At 47.4% G+C, this 17,742-nt stretch carries 17 protein-coding genes and 1 pseudogene; 7 read left to right on the top strand and 11 right to left on the bottom strand.

The features are described 5' to 3' along the window. Positions 1–92: 92 nt before the first annotated feature. Positions 93–1,307 (bottom strand): PDDEXK nuclease domain-containing protein, encoded by a 1,215-nt coding sequence (locus tag JCM17102_RS16105; protein ID WP_004301329.1) that lies wholly within the window; start codon positions 1,305–1,307, stop codon positions 93–95. Positions 1,308–1,416: 109 nt separating this feature from the next. Between JCM17102_RS16105 and JCM17102_RS16100 the strand changes: the two genes are divergently transcribed. Further along, complete coding sequence (locus JCM17102_RS16100) at positions 1,417–1,650, top strand: putative DNA binding domain-containing protein (protein ID WP_234983058.1); 234 nt, start codon at positions 1,417–1,419, stop codon at positions 1,648–1,650. After that, complete coding sequence (locus JCM17102_RS16095; RefSeq protein ID WP_004301327.1) at positions 1,647–1,859, top strand: Fic family protein; 213 nt, start codon at positions 1,647–1,649, stop codon at positions 1,857–1,859. The genes JCM17102_RS16100 and JCM17102_RS16095 overlap by 4 nt, the downstream gene beginning before the upstream one ends. 89 nt (positions 1,860–1,948) lie before the next feature. Here the strand turns inward: JCM17102_RS16095 and JCM17102_RS16090 are convergent, their stop codons facing one another. The 4 genes from JCM17102_RS16090 to JCM17102_RS16070 all read right to left on the bottom strand — a co-directional run bounded on the left by JCM17102_RS16090 (position 1,949) and on the right by JCM17102_RS16070 (position 5,084). Next, positions 1,949–2,323, bottom strand: a complete 375-nt coding sequence (locus JCM17102_RS16090; RefSeq protein ID WP_004301326.1) for a hypothetical protein — start codon at positions 2,321–2,323, stop codon at positions 1,949–1,951. A gap of 33 nt (positions 2,324–2,356) precedes the next feature. Next, complete coding sequence (locus JCM17102_RS16085) at positions 2,357–2,629, bottom strand: hypothetical protein (RefSeq protein WP_004301325.1); 273 nt, start codon at positions 2,627–2,629, stop codon at positions 2,357–2,359. 7 nt (positions 2,630–2,636) lie between these two features. Then, positions 2,637–2,912, bottom strand: coding sequence for a hypothetical protein (locus tag JCM17102_RS16080; protein ID WP_005944231.1), 276 nt, complete (start codon positions 2,910–2,912; stop codon positions 2,637–2,639). 444 nt (positions 2,913–3,356) lie between these two features. Further along, the gene (locus JCM17102_RS16070) at positions 3,357–5,084 is read right to left on the bottom strand and encodes a ParB/RepB/Spo0J family partition protein (RefSeq protein WP_005944233.1); all 1,728 of its coding nucleotides are present in this window, start codon (positions 5,082–5,084) and stop codon (positions 3,357–3,359) included. 15 nt (positions 5,085–5,099) lie between these two features. Between JCM17102_RS16070 and JCM17102_RS30965 the strand changes: the two genes are divergently transcribed. Next, a complete protein-coding gene (locus JCM17102_RS30965; protein ID WP_004301321.1) occupies positions 5,100–5,396 on the top strand; it encodes a hypothetical protein in 297 nt (98 codons plus the stop codon). Positions 5,397–5,514: 118 nt separating this feature from the next. Here JCM17102_RS30965 and JCM17102_RS16060 read toward each other — a convergent pair whose 3' ends face one another. The 5 genes and pseudogenes from JCM17102_RS16060 to JCM17102_RS16040 form a co-directional block, all read right to left on the bottom strand. After that, positions 5,515–5,769, bottom strand: a complete 255-nt coding sequence (locus JCM17102_RS16060; protein WP_004301320.1) for an RH3 domain-containing protein — start codon at positions 5,767–5,769, stop codon at positions 5,515–5,517. 7 nt (positions 5,770–5,776) lie between these two features. Next, positions 5,777–6,532: a ParA family protein gene (locus tag JCM17102_RS16055; RefSeq protein WP_005944236.1), complete on the bottom strand. Its 756-nt coding sequence runs from the start codon at positions 6,530–6,532 to the stop codon at positions 5,777–5,779. 359 nt (positions 6,533–6,891) lie between these two features. Next, a pseudogene (locus tag JCM17102_RS27995) lies at positions 6,892–11,863 on the bottom strand (helicase-like domain-containing protein). A 588-nt stretch (positions 11,864–12,451) separates the two neighbouring features. Next, positions 12,452–13,084: a hypothetical protein gene (locus JCM17102_RS16045; protein ID WP_004301315.1), complete on the bottom strand. Its 633-nt coding sequence runs from the start codon at positions 13,082–13,084 to the stop codon at positions 12,452–12,454. A 57-nt stretch (positions 13,085–13,141) separates the two neighbouring features. Beyond that, complete coding sequence (locus JCM17102_RS16040) at positions 13,142–13,366, bottom strand: DUF7688 family protein (protein ID WP_004301314.1); 225 nt, start codon at positions 13,364–13,366, stop codon at positions 13,142–13,144. Between the two features lie 480 nt (positions 13,367–13,846). Here JCM17102_RS16040 and JCM17102_RS16035 point away from each other — a divergent pair, with 480 nt between their 5' ends. Genes JCM17102_RS16035 through cobO form a run of 4 tightly spaced genes read left to right on the top strand, consistent with a single transcriptional unit; the run spans position 13,847 to position 16,922 of the window. Next, positions 13,847–14,569: a DUF6577 family protein gene (locus tag JCM17102_RS16035; protein ID WP_004301310.1), complete on the top strand. Its 723-nt coding sequence runs from the start codon at positions 13,847–13,849 to the stop codon at positions 14,567–14,569. Next, positions 14,566–15,639 (top strand): nucleotidyl transferase AbiEii/AbiGii toxin family protein, encoded by a 1,074-nt coding sequence (locus tag JCM17102_RS16030; protein WP_005944240.1) that lies wholly within the window; start codon positions 14,566–14,568, stop codon positions 15,637–15,639. The genes JCM17102_RS16035 and JCM17102_RS16030 overlap by 4 nt, the downstream gene beginning before the upstream one ends. Before the next feature lie 17 nt (positions 15,640–15,656). Beyond that, on the top strand, positions 15,657–16,370 hold the full coding sequence (locus JCM17102_RS16025) for a Dph6-related ATP pyrophosphatase (protein WP_032931883.1): 714 nt from the start codon (positions 15,657–15,659) through the stop codon (positions 16,368–16,370). Between the two features lie 33 nt (positions 16,371–16,403). Then, positions 16,404–16,922, top strand: coding sequence for a cob(I)yrinic acid a,c-diamide adenosyltransferase (gene cobO, locus JCM17102_RS16020; protein WP_004301307.1), 519 nt, complete (start codon positions 16,404–16,406; stop codon positions 16,920–16,922). A 148-nt stretch (positions 16,923–17,070) separates the two neighbouring features. Here cobO and JCM17102_RS16015 read toward each other — a convergent pair whose 3' ends face one another. Further along, entirely contained in the window at positions 17,071–17,724 is a 654-nt protein-coding gene (locus JCM17102_RS16015; RefSeq protein ID WP_005944242.1) for a M23 family metallopeptidase, read from the bottom strand. Positions 17,725–17,742 lie beyond the last annotated feature (18 nt).

Genomic DNA, 17,742 nt, shown 5'->3' with positions numbered 1-17,742 from the left:
ATAATCACGAAATTATTGCAGGGATTTTTATATTCAATTTCAGTTACCCAAAATCTTGTGGGCATAAAGCCGGTTTTACGGACGTAAATGAATTATCTGACAGTTTCCGATTTGGAATCGTTTTCCGATAGCAGATTTTGTAATTTGTCGATGTCCGGTAGAGTCTTGCGCAGATTCTCCGGCATTTCTTGGGCTGTGCGGTATGTCGCCACGCCCATAGGCTTATCATAGTCGCGCACCATGATTTCGACAAACTTGCGGTTGGCATCCTGGCATAGGACAATACCGATTGAAGGGTTCTCGTGCGGTTTCTTGTCGGTCATGTCATACACCGTCAGGTAGCCGCTAAGCTGTCCGAGATAATTCGGGCGGAACTTGCCCCGTTTCAACTCCACGATTACGCTGGCATTCAGTTCTCTGTTGAAGAATACAAGGTCAGCAAACATTTCTTCTCCGGCAACTATCAGGCGATGCTGACTGTCGATAAAAGTGAAGTCGTTTCCAAAACGGAGAATGAACTGCTTGATATTGGTTACGATTTGGTTTTCGATGACCTTTTCGTTCCAGTCCTGTTCGCGTTCTCCCACATTCTCCAGATTAACCATTTCGAGCATATACTCATCCTTGAACGCCAATATCGCTTTTACGGCATAAATGGCTTCGGGCAGCACTTGAAGGAAGTTGCTCGGCAAAGATCCGCGATTTGAATAGATGTCTTCTTTCAAGTAATTTTTGAGAGAGGATAGCGACCACGCATTTTGAGCGGCACAATGGATATAGAACAACCGTTCCGCGATGTCTTTTGAACGAGTCAGGATTTCAATATGATGTGAAAAGCTGATCTTGACAAAATCGTCCCAGGTAAATTCGGTATTGACCGGTTGCCCGATAAGTTGCAGCAGTAGATGCTCGTCAATATCCAATTCGCCCAACGCTGTTGGATGAATTAAAGCCGTACCCTTTTCCGACGAATGGTTTTCCAATTCGCCCAACACTGTTGGACGAATTAAAAACGTCCTCCATTCCTCATAGAATGAGCGCATCCGTTTCAACCCCGATTCAGAAAAGCCGTGCAGACCGGGCAACTCCCGTTGAAGGAGCTTTGATATGGTAGGCAATGCTTTAGTACCCCAACAGCCGATGCGGGAATTTTCAGACACGAATTTCCCCACTCCAAAATACAACGAGAGAGTTTCTTTGTTGACCGCAGCCGCACTTCTATACCGGCAGCGTTCGATGGCATGTTTGATTATCTCTACTGCCTCTGCATATTGTGTATAATCCGATGGGATAACCTGTTGTTCCATATACATACGTTTTTGTGCCGCAAAGGTACGAAAAATACGGGATATACAGGGCAGAATGCCAACATATTATAGTGCCGCGTGGGTCTTATTCGGTATTTTTAGCGTTCCGGTGTCTTGCACTCGCTTTGCTGCCAATCTACTCACTCAGATGTTCATGCGTCTGGGGCGTGCCGAGAAAGCTGGTAGCGGTGTGGATAAGATTGTGAGCGGTTGGCAGTCTTTGGGTTGGCCGCTTCCTACTGTAGCCGAGGAAACACGTCCGGACTATGTTGTGCTGACCTTGCAGTTAGGGATGAAAACCCGACAAGAAAACCCGCAAGAAAACCTCGCAAGCAGGATTTGAGAAAAGAGCAAATCTTGGAGTTCTGTGTTGAGCCGCAATACCTATCTGATATTTTGCAACATTTAGGATTGAAAGATAGGGAAAATCTTATGGAGGTCTATATCAATCCGATGATTGGTACAGGGGTATTGGAAATGACGGAGCCGGACAATCCCACAAGCCGTAACAACGGTAAAAGTGGAACAAGGACTTCAAAAGTGAGTTTATAATAGGATATTGCGGCTTGGACGCATCCAACCGCACACGAAAACACCGCCCACGTAGAAAAATGGGCGGTGTTATTCGGTCGCTCGCTTATTCAGGCTCGTGTACCGCTTAAAAGTACGGCAAGTTGCCGGTCGCAGAATTTGTCGTATTCCTCTTTGTCCGTACCGCTTTCGACGGCTCGGTCAATGACATCGCCCAACTCGTCGAAGCATACTTCCTCATTGACGCACTCCGCACCGTTCTCTTTCAGCAGATATACCTCATAATAATCGGAGCCGTTGAGTGCGATAACGACATTTCCGGCGTGCAACCGCCCGTTTACTTTAATCCGCAATGCCGGCAAATCCCGGAATACCGTAGCGACAAAATCGCCGATTCCCCACGACATAAGAATGGGCATGGGTGTAAGTGATACCAATTGTTCTTTGATGGTCTGTGCGATGTGCATTACATACTCTTTATCCATAACTTTGATTTTTAATATGATTATTGATTTATGTTAGTTGAACCATTCGGGGTTATCCTCTTTTAATTCCGTGATGAGTTCATCGTCCGGTAATTTGAGGGTTTTCGCATCGGTGAAAAAGAAAACCTCGTCATATATTTGTTCGGCTTCCTTACTTGCAAAACCTTCGTTTTCGTCCTCGAAACTGCCCGGATGAAGTGCATCGAGCAGAGCGGTAGAGCCGATAAGTAATTCTTCACCTTCGTTGGATTTCACGATACGGCAGATGTAGATATTGCCGTCAAATTGTAGTTCTTTCGTTTTCATACATCTGTTATCTTAATGGGATGTGTTTCCCGTGAGCCTTGAGGTATTCCATGATGCACTTCGCTTCCTCGTGCGATGCACGGTTGCGGTCGTCGTAGTTGCGTGTCTCGTCCGCCATGACCACGATACACTCTTTTACCAACCTGTAAAGGCTTTGCTGCAGTGTGGGGTGCATTTCGGGGATAGCGGCTGCAAACCGTTTGGGGTTGAAGCCGTAATCGTTCACTGCCCTTTCCCAGTCTTTGGCGAGCTGGTACTCCTTGCTTTCCTTGATGTTGTCCATAATCTTGAATTTTAATGATTTGTTTTTTTCTTCCCTCCGTTCGGTTCCTTTCTGTCGGAACCGCTTTGGGATTTTATGGATGCGGTACACGGTTGTCGGTACAGCTTCATACGGAAGGCTTTTCCTGCCAATTACTCTTTCTGAGGAAAGGAAGAATTTGCAGGAAATTCACTTTAAGCCGCCGGATCAAGCGCGACGGCCGACCTTTGCATCTGATAAAACCAAACCGGGGCTGACAGGGGACGAAGCCGGGGAAACGCTATAAAAGGGAAGTTGAAAATGGTAAAAAAGAGAGGAAACGGAAGCTATGAATGGAAGAAGGGCGGGTGGTGACGGGTTCGTCAGAAAGTTAGAAGAGGTACTTGGGTCCTTTGTCCGGAGCATACAAAAATGAATAGAGGGCGGATTTCTCCCTCCCCCTATCCGTTATGACAACAACATTTGTCAGGCAGCTATTTCTTCCGCTTGCGGTTCGGTCTGTGCTTCCGCTTCGGGTTGCGGTTCATCGGGTTGTTCCGCTTCCTGCGTGGCTTGTTCCTGCAAAGCGGCTTTCTTTTCCTCGATGCGTTGGTGTCGCTTTTCGTACACTTCATTATATCCGTCTTGGATATTGGCAAGTTCTTCGGGCATATGCTTTTGAGCGAAGTCAAGCAACAGGGAGGCTGTGGCGTTGTTACCGAATGCGTCCTTGAAATTGGCAATCAGATAATCCCTGCGGATAACGGCTTTCTGCTTGGCGGTAAGGTTCTCGATGATGCGCATTTTGTCCTCGCTCGTAAGGTAGTAATAAGAGCCTTTATCTTCAATTCCCACCTCATTGAAATGCTCTTTGCGGAGTGAGGAGAGCAGGAAGAAATACACCATTTTCTCCTCGTCCTGCCCAAATTTGCGCTCTGACATATCGACCTCTAAAATCCGCTTTTTGGTGTCTTCAACGGTCTTTTCGAGGGCAATCTCCTTGTTGCGTTTGTCCTGCTTTTCCAACTTCTCGATAGGTGAAAGCGGCATTTTGGTTGCCGTACCGTTTGCGGTTGTAGCGGTATTTGCAACATAGCACAGTGTAATGTCGTTGCTCTCAATACGGAGATAGAGGGAGATTTCTCCTGCTTCGCTTCGGGTGCGGATTGCTTCGCATTTCTCGGTGTAGCCGTTCAATTTCTGCTCGTAATCCTTTACTGCTTCCTCGTATTCCTCGGTGGTATCGTAATCCTCTTTTTGAGGAGCTTGGGGGCATTCGGGGTATTTCGTTGCATAGGTTTTAAGACTTTCCACCTCGTAGCCTATAGCGGTAAGTCGGTCGACGACGGCTTCATTGTAATTGTAGCTTTCGTGGCAGAGGGGAACGGCAGGGTGCTGTTCCATGAGCCGCATAGCCTTTTCGGTAAGGTGCGATGTGTTCATTTCCACAAGACAAGCACGGTTGGCGCAATTTCCGCAACTACCCTCACAGAATAACATCATGTTATTGGTATTGTGGGGACATGAAAGACAAAGGGTTTTGTCAAATGAATAGCGATTGAGGTCTGCGGTATATTGCCGTTCGATGCTCTGTGCCACCTCGGAGGCTTTCATGCCTCGCCAACTATTGTACTGCACCCCCTCTTTCAGATGTTGGTCGTACACCTCACGCTGTATCTCTTCCCCATAACGGCAGATTTCACTTGCCACGCTGATTGTGATTTCGTCCTGTTCCAACAGCACGGCGATTTCGGGTATCAAGGAAACGAATTTAAGTCGTGTACGGATATACGCTTCCGTCTTGCCGAACTGCACGGTCAAGGATTGGACATCGTGGCGACCGCTGTCTATGAGTTTTTGGTAGGCATTGGCTTCCTCAATCGGGGTAACATCCTTGCGATGCAGGTTCTCGGTGATTGCCATTTCCTCGGCTGTCTCGTCTGAAATTTCCATGACGGTAGCCGGAATTTCCGCCAATTCAGCCATGAGGGAAGCACGGTATCTGCGTTCTCCAAAGACAATCTCGAAACGGTTGTCCGCAATAGGGCGCACACCGATAGGCTGAAGCACTCCCTGCTGACGGATGCTCTCGGCAAGTTCCGCAAGGCTTGTCTCGTCAAAGTTCTTGCGTGGGTTGTAACTGCTCGACTGAATGTCTGCCAATGCTACCGATGTGATGTTCTTCTCTACTGCTTGAACTGCTGTTGTTGCCATAATCATAAAATTTAATTGGTTGATATTTGTTTTGTTATTTTTCCCTCTTTTCGGTTCTTTTTTCTGCCTGAACCGCTTGGGATTTACAGATGCTTCAAGGGACTGACGAACAAGCTATTTTCAACGCTTTTTCCGGAAAATTACTCTTTCACGGAAAGGAAGAATTTTACGAGAAATGCACTTCAAAGCGATGAAATCAAGCGCGGCAGTCCAAATTTGCGTCTGGAAAACCAACCGGCGATGGCAGGAACGAGACCGGACAAGCGGCAAGAGGAATGGATAGAAAGGGGAAATGCAGCATTGCAGCTATAAGAGGCGAATAGAGCAGGAGAACAGCCAGGGGTATAAACGGGAAAACCGCTACCTTGTGGACATGTGCCATAAGATAGCGGTATGGTATAAAAGTTGATTGGGCGGATTGCCGCCCCGGTTATTTCTCGTGCTTTTCCAAATACTCTTTCATCGCCTCGTTCACAATATTTCGGAGCGACATATTCTTCTCGATAGCGAGGTATTTCATCCGGGTATGAATACTCTTGTCGATAACAAAATTGCAATGCACGGCAGGTTCTTTTTCCGCTTTGACCGGTGCAGGCTCTTTCTTTTGCGTGGACTTCCCGGTGGATGACAGCAAGCCGTCCAGTCCGCTTCTCATGCCGTTTTTCAATGAATCACTTTTGCTCATATCGTCTTTACTTTAATTTCAACACTTCTTTTGCTAACTCCATGTAGTCCTTTGCCCCGTTGCTGTTCTTGTTGTATTCAAAGATGTTCAGACCCTTTATCGGAGCTTCGGCCAATGCCACATTGTCCCGGATGACGGTCTTGAACACTTTGTCGCAGAATGATTCGTTGATGAGTTCCGCAACACTCTTGTTGAGCGTCTTGCGCTTGTCAAACTGTGTGATGACAATTCCGCCGATGTTCAGATTCGGGTTCAAACGGGTTTTGACAATCTCGACCACATTTGTAATCTTCGCCATTCCGCGCATGGCGAGGAATTGCGCCTGTACCGGGATAATCAAGAAATCCGCAGATGTAAGTGCGTTGAGTGTCAGCAAACCCAGCGAGGGCGGACAGTCAATCAGGATATAGTCGAATTTACGGGTTTCAAGCAATTTTGCAATCAGCCCTTTCAGTATTAATTCCCGCCCCGGCTCATTGATAAGCTCGGATTCTGCCGCTGACAAATCAAGGCAGGACGGTACAACGGAAAGGCCATTATTTAACTCGAATACCGTTAACGGGTATTCACCTTTCATTGCTCCGTACACCGTCCGTTCCTCTTCGATGGAGAGACCGCAGGATTCCGTGAGGTTTGCCTGACCGTCCATGTCGATGAGCAGTACACGCTTTTTCTTCTGCTGCAATGCGGCAGCAAGATTGATGGTGGTGGTCGTCTTTCCGACACCGCCCTTGTGGTTCAAAACAGCGATTATCTTTGCCATAAATTCCTATCTTTATTTCTGATACAAAGATACTACTATTTTTAGTATTTACTATGATTAGTGTGTACTATTTTACTACTTTATTACATTTTAGTATCGTAGTATCTACTACTATACTAAAATACTGATTGACTAAATGTAGTGCATACTATCCTTTGCAACGGGAGATTTCCTGATATCCTACTTTACTAACATTAGTATGTACTACATTTAGTATCGACTGTATAGCAGTGAAGTAAAGCCTATTTGGGAGGTGTATATAAATGGATATTGCCGCCATCAGATCGGAGTACAAGAAAAATCCCCCTGTCGAGTTATCGCAACCGAACAGAGGGAAAAGGTTAAGATATGATTATGGTTTAAGCGGCCTTAGTAGTAGGTTCGTATTCGGCAGCCGTTGTTTCGGATGGAGTTAGAGAGCGTTCCGCATCCTTGAGACTTTCGTCAATCTTCCGCTGCAGCTCCTTGCACTCCAGTTTGAGTTTTACCAATTCATCGGCTTTGCTCCACTGGCGGCCAACGATGTCCTGCAATATGGGGATTTCGCTTTCAATCCGCTCCACCGTCTTTTGTTGCTTCTCAATAAGTGAGGGCAATTTGTTTAGTGTAGCCTGCGGATATTGAGCAGATTCCACGAAGCCAAGCGGTAACGCACCTGTCAGTCCACAACGGTATTTAAGCCCGCTTGTCCCCTCGACAAAGAACGTGTTTCGGTCAAATGTACCGTTTATGCTGTACTCGCTGCGTACCAGCAAATTCAGCCTGTAAACGTGCCAATCGTACCATACGCTCCGCTACGGTAGGTTTTGGCGATGCGGTGTAATTCCCGGCCTGTTTCCTCGGCTGTAGCTTGTGGCAGGTTGAGAAGTTGTGTTACTTTTGTCCCCTCGTAAGAGTTGAAGTATTCCCAATCCTTGATGAAACCGGCCTTTGTACGCTGTGTCTTTGCCATATCTTCCTGTCCGGCGGTTATTTTCCGCTCGGCACGGATGCGTTCTTTCTTGAAAATGGTCTGTTCCTTTTCCAACTGCATAATCTTGTTGTCGAGTTTTGCCTTGTTCAGCAAATCGGTGTTGCCGGAAAGGATTGCCACGAACTCGGCGAAGTTCATGCCGTTGTCCTCGTCCATGCCGCCCTCGTCGATACGGCGCACGGCGATTGTGCCGTTATTGATTTGGTTGATGAACATCTGCTTGTTTTTCAGCAAATTGAATTTGTAGGCATCAAGTGTCTTTTCCGTGCCGTAAATCACCACATCCACCACGTTGCCGCCCCACAGTTTCACGGTGTTGCCCTTGCGTACCGCCCTGCCGTTGCGCTGCTCCATGTCAGCCGGTCGCCAGGGAATCTCCAAATGATGCACCGCTACAGCCCTCTGCTGGGCGTTCACCCCTGTTCCTAACATGGTGGTGCTGCCGAAAAGCACACGCACCTTGCCGTTGTTCATGTCCTCGAACAGGCGTTTTCTTGCCCTTTCGGTGGTAGCACACTGGATAAACTGCACTTCATCGGTCGGAATACCGAGGTTCACCAACTTTTCTTTGATGTCGGTATATACGTTCCACTCATTCGGCTTGTATGTGCCGAGGTCGCTGAACACGAACTGCGTACCCCGGTTTTCATTTGAGCGCATATAATATTCATAGATTGTTCTTGCACAGATTGAAGCCTTGTTTTCGGCATCGTCGCTGAACTTGTCGCCCAACAAACGCATATCGAGAGCCATTTTTCGTGCCACATTGGTAGCTACCAACATTTTTGCCTTGTCGAGATTGTCGGGTTCGGGCGTATCAAGTCCCAAATCCTCCCACTGTCCGCTGTGTGCAAAGGAAACCAAACGGCCTATCATTTCCTCCTGCTGGATAGTGGGCGCATGAGAAAGAAAGCGCACATTTTTATCCGGTACATCGAGGTTTATCATGTCGGCGGTGCGGTAGTCGGTAATCTCACGCAGGAACATTGCCAGTTCCGGCACTTTGATGTAGGTGCGGAAACGCTCTTTACGCTTGATTGCACCTGTCACGTTCAGTTCATAATCGGCTGTTTTCTGCGTAAATATCGCCGCCCACGCATCGAAGCAAGAAATCTGCTGACGTTGCAATTCTCTTGGTCTAAGGTACTTAAACATCACATACAGTTCGGTCAGGGCGTTCACAACCACCGTGCCCGAAAGGAATGTTGCGCCGAGGTCACGTCCTGTCCGGTGCTGAATGTCACGGATGGCAAACAGCAGGTTCATCGCCCTTTGCGAGCCTTTGGTATTGCCGATACCGGCAACCCTCGTGTGGCGTGTCTGAAATATTAAGTTCTTGAAAATGTGGCATTCATCGACAAATATGTGGTCTATGCCCATCGAGTGAAAGTCCACCGCATCGTCTTTCCGCTCGTTGATTTTCATTTTCAATTCCTTAAGTTTGGCTGCGAGGTTCTGTTTGCGCTTCTCCAGACCGTCCTGCATCTTTCCGCTGCGGTAGCGCATGGTGGATTGTTCCAAGACTTCCAAATTGCGCTCCACATCGGCCAGTTCTTCGGTGAATATATCTATCATGGTCTGTTCCGATTGCGGTATCTTGGCGAACTGGTCGTGTGTCAGAATGATGCAGTCCCAGTTGTTGTTCTTGATTTTCGAGAATACCTCTTTGCGGTTAGCAGGAGTGAAATCCTCTTTGCCCGGATAAAGCACCTTTGCCGAGGGGTAAGCCTTGCGGAACGTGTCGGCTATTTCGTGAACATTGGCTTTCAAGCGATAATGAGCGGTTTCTGCACCAATCCGAGGCGTTTCATTTCGTAAGCGGAAACGCACATTATCATCGTCTTGCCCGTGCCTACCTCGTGCCAGCAGATACCGCCGCCGTTCTGCTTAATCATCCAAATGGCATCTTTCTGTGAGGGATAGAGGCTGTCATACGGAAAATTCTCGAAAGAGAGCTGCGGGAAGGTCTGTGCCGAGCCGTCATAATGCGGACGGACATAGCAGTTAAACCGCTCGTTGTACACCCTTACCAATTCGTCCCTTACCTCTATCGGCTGACAGTCGAGCCACTGGTTGAAACGGTTTCTTATCTCCTGTATCTTGGTGGCCGCTTCCTGTATGGCTTCCTCGTCCGGCACTCGTACCGCTTCGCCGTTCCGCTCTATCTCTTTGGTTATTTCGGGAACGGTGTCCTGCAGGGCGTGTACGAACAAATCCTCTCCGTTGTAATTCTTTACGGAATAGGTGTTATAGACTACAGGGGAATATCCTTGTAGCCGCACTAAATAGGTGTCGTTCACGTCAAAATACATCACATCGGTTTCCGTTCCGAAAAGTTCTGTGGCAAAATCGGCGTACAGCTTCGTGTCAATCCAACGCTCGCCCATGTTGATGTCGAGTTCCTCGTAGGGTATCGCTTCGGGTATGGCTTCCTCCAATGCCTTTACAGCGGTTTCCGTCCAGTCCTTTTCCTTGCCTGTGAGATCGGGAAGATAAGAGCCTGTTTCCTTGCTTTTGGCGATGACGTTTCCGGCTATGAACTTGCCTTTGTGTTCCCATTCTCCGGTGGCAGGGTTATAGAATATCTCGCCTTTGAGGTCGTCGATAACCTCGTCCTCGTCCTTGCCTGTGGTCTGCATCAGATAGTCCATATCCACACAGCCGTAAAAGTTAAGGCAGCTTGCCAACGCTTCGCCCGGTGTCAGTTGCACGGTCGTGTCTATCTTCTTGAACGCTACAGGCTCACGCATGATGTCGGATTTGAATATGTCGCCCTTGACCTGCATTTCAATCGTGAACACTTCCACGCCGAGGCTGTCAAGCATGATAAACTCCTTGTTGTCATTAGAGTGGAAAAAGCCCCATTTGGCGACAAAAGCATCATAGCAAGCGTTCAGCCGTTCACGCAAATGCGGCTGTTCCGTCTGTTCCTCCTGCTCTTTGATTGCAAGTTCAAAATATGCCTTGCGGATAGAGAAATAGTCGTTAGCCCTCTCCGTGTTCACCTTGCCCTCGTCCACCGGGACAAAATCGGTGGCCGTCTCTTGGTATAGTTCGGATTTGCGGTATCGGATAATGCCCACCTGCCCCTCAAACAGTACCATTGCACCCTCTTTCATCCACGCTTCCGGCTCGTCCGTATAGGCTCGTCTGCCTTTTGGTGGCTGCTTAACGGCCACACTGCCGAAAAGGGACATTTGCGTGTGTATGCCGTCCTGTCCCTCACTTGTGAAAAGGCTTTTGCGGAAATAGCGGCCAAAGTCGAGTTTGAGCAATGCGGCGAGATACTGCGACATGGCGTTTTCATCACCCTGCCACTGGTATTTGCGTACATACTTGCCGTACTGGTTCATCGCAATGCGGCTGCCTGTGGCGAGGGTGGTTTTCGGTAATGTGAAAAGTTTGTTGGCGTATTCGGTCATTGCGCCTGTCGTGTCTGCCTTTTCCCTGCCGACCTGTAAAAAGAGCTGTTCCCTCTGCGAGAGTGCCGCCTTGTGAGTATGCTTTTGGAAGATCAGTAAATCGCTGCCTACCTCGATGCCGCTTGTGTACATGAAAAGCGTGTCGGGCATACGGATAGCACTAATCAAATCGGCATGGTTCACAAGGTATTCACGCACGAATTTGTTGCTTGGTGTATCGGCCACACCTCTTGATGTGACGAAAGCCAGCAGGCCGCCCTCGTTCAAAAGCTCCAAAGCCTTGACAAAAAAGTAATTGTGTATGGTCTTGGTAGCCTGCTCGTATATGCCGCCTTTCTTCCAGAGTTCCGCATCGAACACACGGAAGTTACCGAAAGGGATGTTGGAGGCTATGACATCGAATTTCGTATGTTCAAAACCCTGTTCGTCTATCGTTTCAAACCCGGCTGTCCGTGTAACCGTGTTGTCATTCAGCAGGGAGAGTATCAGACCCGAAACCGGGTCTTTTTCAATGGCATAGCCGCAGGTGTCGGACATGGCTACCGGGAGGAAACCGCCAATGCCTGCACTCGGTTCGAGGAATGAGCGCATTTGCAGCTCATTGTCCTTGAATGTGGCGTGTATCTGCTTTGCGACTACATCAATAAGGAATTTCGGGGTGTAGAACGCTGTCAGGACAGAGGCTTTCATGGCTTCCGTGAAATAGGGATAGGTGTCGATAAGTTCCTGCAACCGCCTTATCGGTTCTTCCATGTCGCCACTTACAGGCTTGTCTGTGCCGATGTTCAGCACTTCTTTGATACCGCCAAACCCCGAATATTGGGATAAGGTTTCTTTTTCCTCTGGTGTGGCTTGTCTGCCTTGAATGTGGATTTGTAACGCTGTCTTTATCGCTTCCACGTTTGCCACCAATGATTTCAATTTGTTGTAACTCATATTTAACCTTTCTTTTTATTTCCCTCTGTTCGGTCTGTTTGCGACCGCCGGGAAGATTTTTCTGCTTTCGGAAGGTGGCGAGGGACAATCGGACAAGGCTGAACCGGAAAAATACGCTCGACAGAGGGAGAGGAAGATTTTTGCGTGTCACTCGCGGCGGCACGTCGGCATTGGCAAGATTGGCACGGTCGGTTACCTTTGCGGAAAATTCTATCCCGTAGGTCGCACGGCAGCGGACTTGGGTTTAATGGGAATCCGTTAGAAAAGGAAAGATTATGGGTAAAAGAGTGAAGCGGTCAGCCGGGACGGACTTTCCGACGGACTGTCTTGGGACTACAGAGGGCAGGATTTATCCCGCCCCCTGTAATGCCAAGTCTGTCCGTGTCCGTCCTTTTGCAAAAAGGGGCTTCACACACTTTATGTAACATGTTACACAAAATGCGTGAGGTTGCTTGAAGCAAACTGGCCGCAGGATGTAAGGCTATAAGAGGGAGAACAGGAGTTTTATAAAAGGTCGTTGGTCGATCGGAACAACAAACCGTACCGAGACTTTGCCCGATACGGTCTTGTCGTTGCCCTGCATATAACTCAGTCTATGTCATAGCCTATCATGTATTCATCGTTGATAAGCAGATAATAGTAGCCGTTGCCACAATTCCGGTACTCTTTGCTGAATCCTGCCGCCATATCGCCATTTTCGCGTGGCTCGCACCACAGCGTACCGTCATAGCCGCAAAAGTCGAAGCGTCCGGTGGAAAACTTTTCACCTTGCTTCAGTGCCGTTCTGAAACGAGCCATATCCCAACTGCCGCAATACTTCTCGATGGTGGCAAGTCCGATACACTTGCCGTCGATGCGTGTGCCGGTCGTGATGCGGTTCTCGTAGAGGGATTTATCCAAATCGGCATTAGCGATTTTGCGAAGCCAATCATTCGTATGCGTGGCAAGCCGGGCAAGTTTCTGGTATTTCAAGACCAGTTTCTTTTCTATGTCCGCTGCATCTTCGGGAGAGGATGACGGATAGTATATCTTCTCAATGCTTGCCCAATCTGTGAAGATGTACCCGCTTTTGCGTTTTCCGAGTGCGATAATGCCGATGACGTTTTCGTTGCGGTTGATAAACAGCCGTCTGCGTTTTCCTGCAATCCTTACATATAAGGATGTAGGATTTTGTTCGTTGCGTAGATAGGCTTCTGCCGGATGAATTGTTGTTGTTTCCATATCTGTATAAATTTGTATAAATTTTGATTTTTGCTGTTCCTATTTTGGTTTACCTGTTCAAAGTTCCGGGATTGTGCCGTTCTTATATAGAACACCGTTCCGATAATGGGACACGATACCCGGCTTAAGTCCCATTTCCTCAAAGGCTATATGCCTGATATAGTCCTTGTATTCTTTGCCAATGAAATTCTTTCCACAAAGGTTGTTGAAAATCATAGGGACGGAAAAACCGTCTTCGCTCGACAATATCACTCTGCCGTCTTGTCTAATTTCTTCTACCATACTTGTTTACTTTTAATTGGTTGAACTATCATGCTGATTTTTATTTTTCCCTGCTTTCGTTTGCCGTGCAGGTTTGTTTTCAGCTTTTTGAGGCAGCCAGAGGATGAAGCTGTGGCATCATAAGCCAAACCCGGATAGAAAACCGACCGTGCAACAGTCTGTTTTCGTCATCCGAATGCAATGCGGCTTGGCGATTATGCGCTTCGTCCTACATTCGCCGACGAAAAGAGTAAAGAATGACCTGCCGATAAACGAGATGTGACAACAATAAAACAGGAAAATACGATTTGGTAAATTGTCATTGTACAATATTGAACAATCACTAAATATCGGCACAATTTTAATTTAGTGCCGATATTTAGTAGATGATGACAAAAGGTTATTTACATATAGATTGTTTTAAATAAATACAAATTTTCGGCACTATTCAGAAATAGTGCCGAAAATTTGCTATATTTGCAGGCAAAAACAGGATATAATATGAGTAACAAAACAACGACATCCATACTTGAATACGCTGAAGTACACCGTGATTTCAGCATGGATGACTTGTTTGCCTATCTTCACGAAAAGGTTGGCATAAGCAAGTCTTCCTTGTCATGGTATCTGTTCAAGCTCGTGAATGAAAATGCATTGGTCAGAACCGGACGCGGAATGTATGCTAAAGTCATGAAACAGTCCTTTGTTCCTAAACTCATAGGTGAAGTAAGAGAAATTTACGATTCGTTGCTGGTCAATTTCCCATTTGCGAAGTTCTGCGTCTATCAGGGGGATATTATCGCAACCTTGCAGCATCACCTTTCTTCCAACCGTGTTGTCTATGTGGAAACAGACAGGGATTCGGCAGAAACGGTTTTCAACTTTTTGAAAGACGGGAACCGTGACGTCTATCTGCGACCGGACAAAGATATGATTTACCGATATGTAGATATGGACAGCCGTGTCTTTTTTGTGAAAAATTTGGTCTCGGAAGCTCCTTTGCAGAAAGTATCAGATGTACCGATGCCTACACTGGAAAAGCTGTTGGTGGATATATTGAGGGATGCGGATTTCTTCTACCTACAAGGCAGTGAAAGCGAGCATATCTTTGAAAATGCCTTTAATCTGTACGCTGTCAATCGAAATCGGCTATTCAGGTATGCCGGCAGACGTAAGGCAAAAGAAGAAATATTGTCCATATTAGAAAATCTGAACATAAAATGATAAAGAAGGAGTGTTTTACGGCAGAATGGATCGAACAGGTTTCATCCGAATTGCACTATAATGATAAAAATCTGATAGAGAAAGTAATCCGTGCCCTGTCCCTGCTTGAAATGCTGGTTAAAGCCGGGTGTCCACTGGTTTTTAAGGGAGGAACGGCACTTATGCTCATACTTGGGAAATCTGCTCATCGTCTGTCAATCGACATTGATCTTATCTGTCCCCCTGGAACCAACATTGAAGACTATCTGAAATCATTTGCCGATTTCGGCTTCATCAATCTGGAACTTGTGGAACGCAAGCAACGGGATGATGCGGATATTCCCAAGAGCCATTCCAAGTTTTTCTATCAGATTGCATACCGAAATGACACCGATGCACAATCCTATATCCTGCTGGATGTACTCTACGAGGACATTCATTATTTCCGTACCCAACAAATAGCTATCAACTGCCCGTTCATACGGTTGGAAGGAAAACCATTGATGGTAACAGTCCCGTCCGCAGAAGATATTTTGGGCGATAAACTGACGGCTTTCGCTCCCAACACAACTGGAATACCTTATTACAAGAATGGAAGGTCCTGTTCGATGGAGATAGCCAAACAGCTTTATGATGTGGGGCGGCTGTTTGAAAATGTTTCAGACCTGCAGATTACCAAAGAAGCGTTCCGTAAGATTGCGGTGGTCGAACTTTCATACCGGTCTTTCGGAACGGACATAGGGCAAGTTTTCAATGACATCCGCCAAACGGCACTTTGTATCTCCACACGGGGAAAAGCCGGAGAAGGAGACTTCGACCTGATACAAGACGGAATCATCCGTGTCAAATCATTCATGTACAAGCAGCGTTATCTGATAGACCATGCCATTATTGATGCAGCAAGAGCGGCTTATTTAGCCACGTTAATTGAAAAGGGAATCAATGAAATAGAATCTTATTCCAACAACCCTGCCGATATAAAGGATATGGTCATCCGACCTTCGCTGCCCAACAAACTGAATAAGCTGAGAAGCAACCTACCGGAAGCCTACTACTATTGGGCAAAAACGAGTGAGTTATTGGAAGCATGAAGTTTTACGAACATCGAATGGAAAAGATAAAAGCCGTATTCAACTGGAGCGGGGGAAAAGACTCCGCGCATGCCCTTTGGCGAGCTCGTCAATCGGAGCTATACGACATCGTTGCCCTGCTCACCACAATCAATCGTGACTCGCAACGCTCCAGCATGCACGGTATCCCACTCCCCTTGCTTCAGGCACAAGCAGACAGTATAGGTATTCCCCTGCATATCGTGAATCTCACACCCCAGGGGAACCTTGAAAATTACGCAGAGGCCATGACTTGCGCAGCCCTACATTTCAAGGAGCAAGGAGTAACCCATTTTATTTTCGGGGATATTTACTTGCACGATGTCCGTGCCTACAGGGAGCGACAACTCGCACCACTCGGAATAGAGGTTGTGGAGCCGTTATGGGGAGTAGTCTCCTCGGAAATCGTCATGCAGCAATACCTCGCTTCCGGACTGAAGACGGTCATCGTGACCACGCAAGCCGATGGCTTGGGAATGGATGCCATCGGTCGCGAGGTAGATGCCGACTTTATTGCCTCTCTCCCCAAGGAAATGGATCACAACGGAGAAAACGGAGAATACCACACGTTCTGCTACGACGGACCGATATTCTCCTCACCCGTACTTTTCCGACTGGGAACTCCCTTTAGCCAAAGTTATGACATCCGGCTTGAGGATGGCACGATTCAAACCTATACTTATTGTTTTGCCCATCTTTCCGCCGAACCATAACACGGATTACATTTGCAATCATAAATCAACAATATGGAAAACAAAGGATATATACATGTCTATACTGGCAACGGGAAAGGAAAGACAACGGCCGCATTTGGGCTTGCCATTCGAGTTTTGTGTGCCGGAGGAAGCGTCTTCATCGGACAATTCGTAAAGAACATGAAATATAATGAAACCAAGATCGAACATCTGTTTAACAACGTCCGCATCCAGCAATTCGGTCGGGGGTGCTTTATTGAAAAGAAGCCGGCACAAGAAGATATTGACGCAGCTTATGCGGGATTGGAAAGCTGCAAACAAATTCTCGCTTCGGGAGAGTATAATCTGGTCGTGCTCGATGAACTAACCATTGCCCTGTATTACGAGTTGCTTTCTATTGAGGAGGTATTGACGGCGATTTCTCGACGACATTCCGGGACAGAGTTGGTAATCACGGGACGGTACGCTCCGGCAGAATTGATCGACATAGCCGACTTGGTCACGGAGATGCGAGAAGTCAAACATTATTACACGGAAGGCGTCCTCTCCCGCAACGGGATAGACCGTTAGAGTCCGATCTCCCTACTCGGTCTTGGTTTCACAATCATTCAAATAAAAAATTACGATAAGTTCCAAAATGAAAAGTTCCCTGTTTTAATCGAAAACCACATCACCTAATGACACTCTTTTCGATTAGCGTTTGGCGACATAAACACTCTTACAACAGTCTGCTCAAAGCTGAAATGCACTCCTGCTGTGTAGTCCGGATGTAATCGAAAACGACCGACGGATCGACACTCTTGCCATTTAGCTTGCAGGTTATATGCAAGTGCTCGCCTGTACTTCGTCCGGTCGAGCCGGTAATACCGACGGCATCACGGGGACGGACTACCGTACCCTTGGCGGTCAGCACCCGTGAAAGGTGGCAATAGCTGACGGTGTAATTTCCGTGCCGCAGGGTCACATACTTGCCGGACGTCTTGTCCTGTCCCACTTTGACGACCACCCCCTCCATCATGGCCAATACCTGCTCGCCCCGTGCGTGCAGGTCGATACCGCCGTGAAACTTCCTCTTTCCGGTAAACGGGTCTTTCCGGTAGCCGTATGGTGATGTAATTCTGATGCGCTGCAATGGATAAGACACACTGAGATAACGGTCAATCCACAACTTCTTACTTTCATCGGCAGGTTTTGTCGAAGTCTCCTGTACAGGAGCCATGCTTTCGGGTGTCGGCTCCGGCTTTTTCATACCCTCCTGCAAGGCTTCTACCTTGTATCTTTCTGGTGTCTTGGCAATCGTGTTGAACTGCGCCTGAGCGGGCATCGTGCAGAATGAAACACCCGATATTGCTATCAGTAAAATTTTTCTCATTCGGCAAAGTTATAACGT

The sequence above is a fragment of the Bacteroides faecichinchillae JCM 17102 genome (assembly GCF_000614145.1).
GTDB classification, from domain to species: Bacteria; Bacteroidota; Bacteroidia; order Bacteroidales; family Bacteroidaceae; genus Bacteroides; species Bacteroides faecichinchillae.
The sequence above is the reverse complement of the archived record's forward strand: the minus strand, read 5'-3'. Positions and strand labels throughout refer to the sequence as shown.

Excerpts from the sequence above, each read along its gene's own strand:
- JCM17102_RS16105 (WP_004301329.1), bottom strand. The coding sequence starts at position 1,307 with ATGGAACAACAGGTTATCCCATCGGATTATACACAATATGCAGAGGCA.
- JCM17102_RS16090 (WP_004301326.1), bottom strand. The coding sequence starts at position 2,323 with ATGGATAAAGAGTATGTAATGCACATCGCACAGACCATCAAAGAACAA.
- JCM17102_RS16085 (WP_004301325.1), bottom strand. The coding sequence starts at position 2,629 with ATGAAAACGAAAGAACTACAATTTGACGGCAATATCTACATCTGCCGT.
- JCM17102_RS16080 (WP_005944231.1), bottom strand. The coding sequence starts at position 2,912 with ATGGACAACATCAAGGAAAGCAAGGAGTACCAGCTCGCCAAAGACTGG.
- JCM17102_RS16070 (WP_005944233.1), bottom strand. The coding sequence starts at position 5,084 with ATGGCAACAACAGCAGTTCAAGCAGTAGAGAAGAACATCACATCGGTA.
- JCM17102_RS16060 (WP_004301320.1), bottom strand. The coding sequence starts at position 5,769 with ATGAGCAAAAGTGATTCATTGAAAAACGGCATGAGAAGCGGACTGGAC.
- JCM17102_RS16055 (WP_005944236.1), bottom strand. The coding sequence starts at position 6,532 with ATGGCAAAGATAATCGCTGTTTTGAACCACAAGGGCGGTGTCGGAAAG.
- JCM17102_RS16045 (WP_004301315.1), bottom strand. The coding sequence starts at position 13,084 with ATGGAAACAACAACAATTCATCCGGCAGAAGCCTATCTACGCAACGAA.
- JCM17102_RS16040 (WP_004301314.1), bottom strand. The coding sequence starts at position 13,366 with ATGGTAGAAGAAATTAGACAAGACGGCAGAGTGATATTGTCGAGCGAA.
- JCM17102_RS16035 (WP_004301310.1), top strand. The coding sequence starts at position 13,847 with ATGAGTAACAAAACAACGACATCCATACTTGAATACGCTGAAGTACAC.
- JCM17102_RS16030 (WP_005944240.1), top strand. The coding sequence starts at position 14,566 with ATGATAAAGAAGGAGTGTTTTACGGCAGAATGGATCGAACAGGTTTCA.
- JCM17102_RS16025 (WP_032931883.1), top strand. The coding sequence starts at position 15,657 with ATGGAAAAGATAAAAGCCGTATTCAACTGGAGCGGGGGAAAAGACTCC.
- cobO (WP_004301307.1), top strand. The coding sequence starts at position 16,404 with ATGGAAAACAAAGGATATATACATGTCTATACTGGCAACGGGAAAGGA.
- JCM17102_RS16015 (WP_005944242.1), bottom strand. The coding sequence starts at position 17,724 with ATGAGAAAAATTTTACTGATAGCAATATCGGGTGTTTCATTCTGCACG.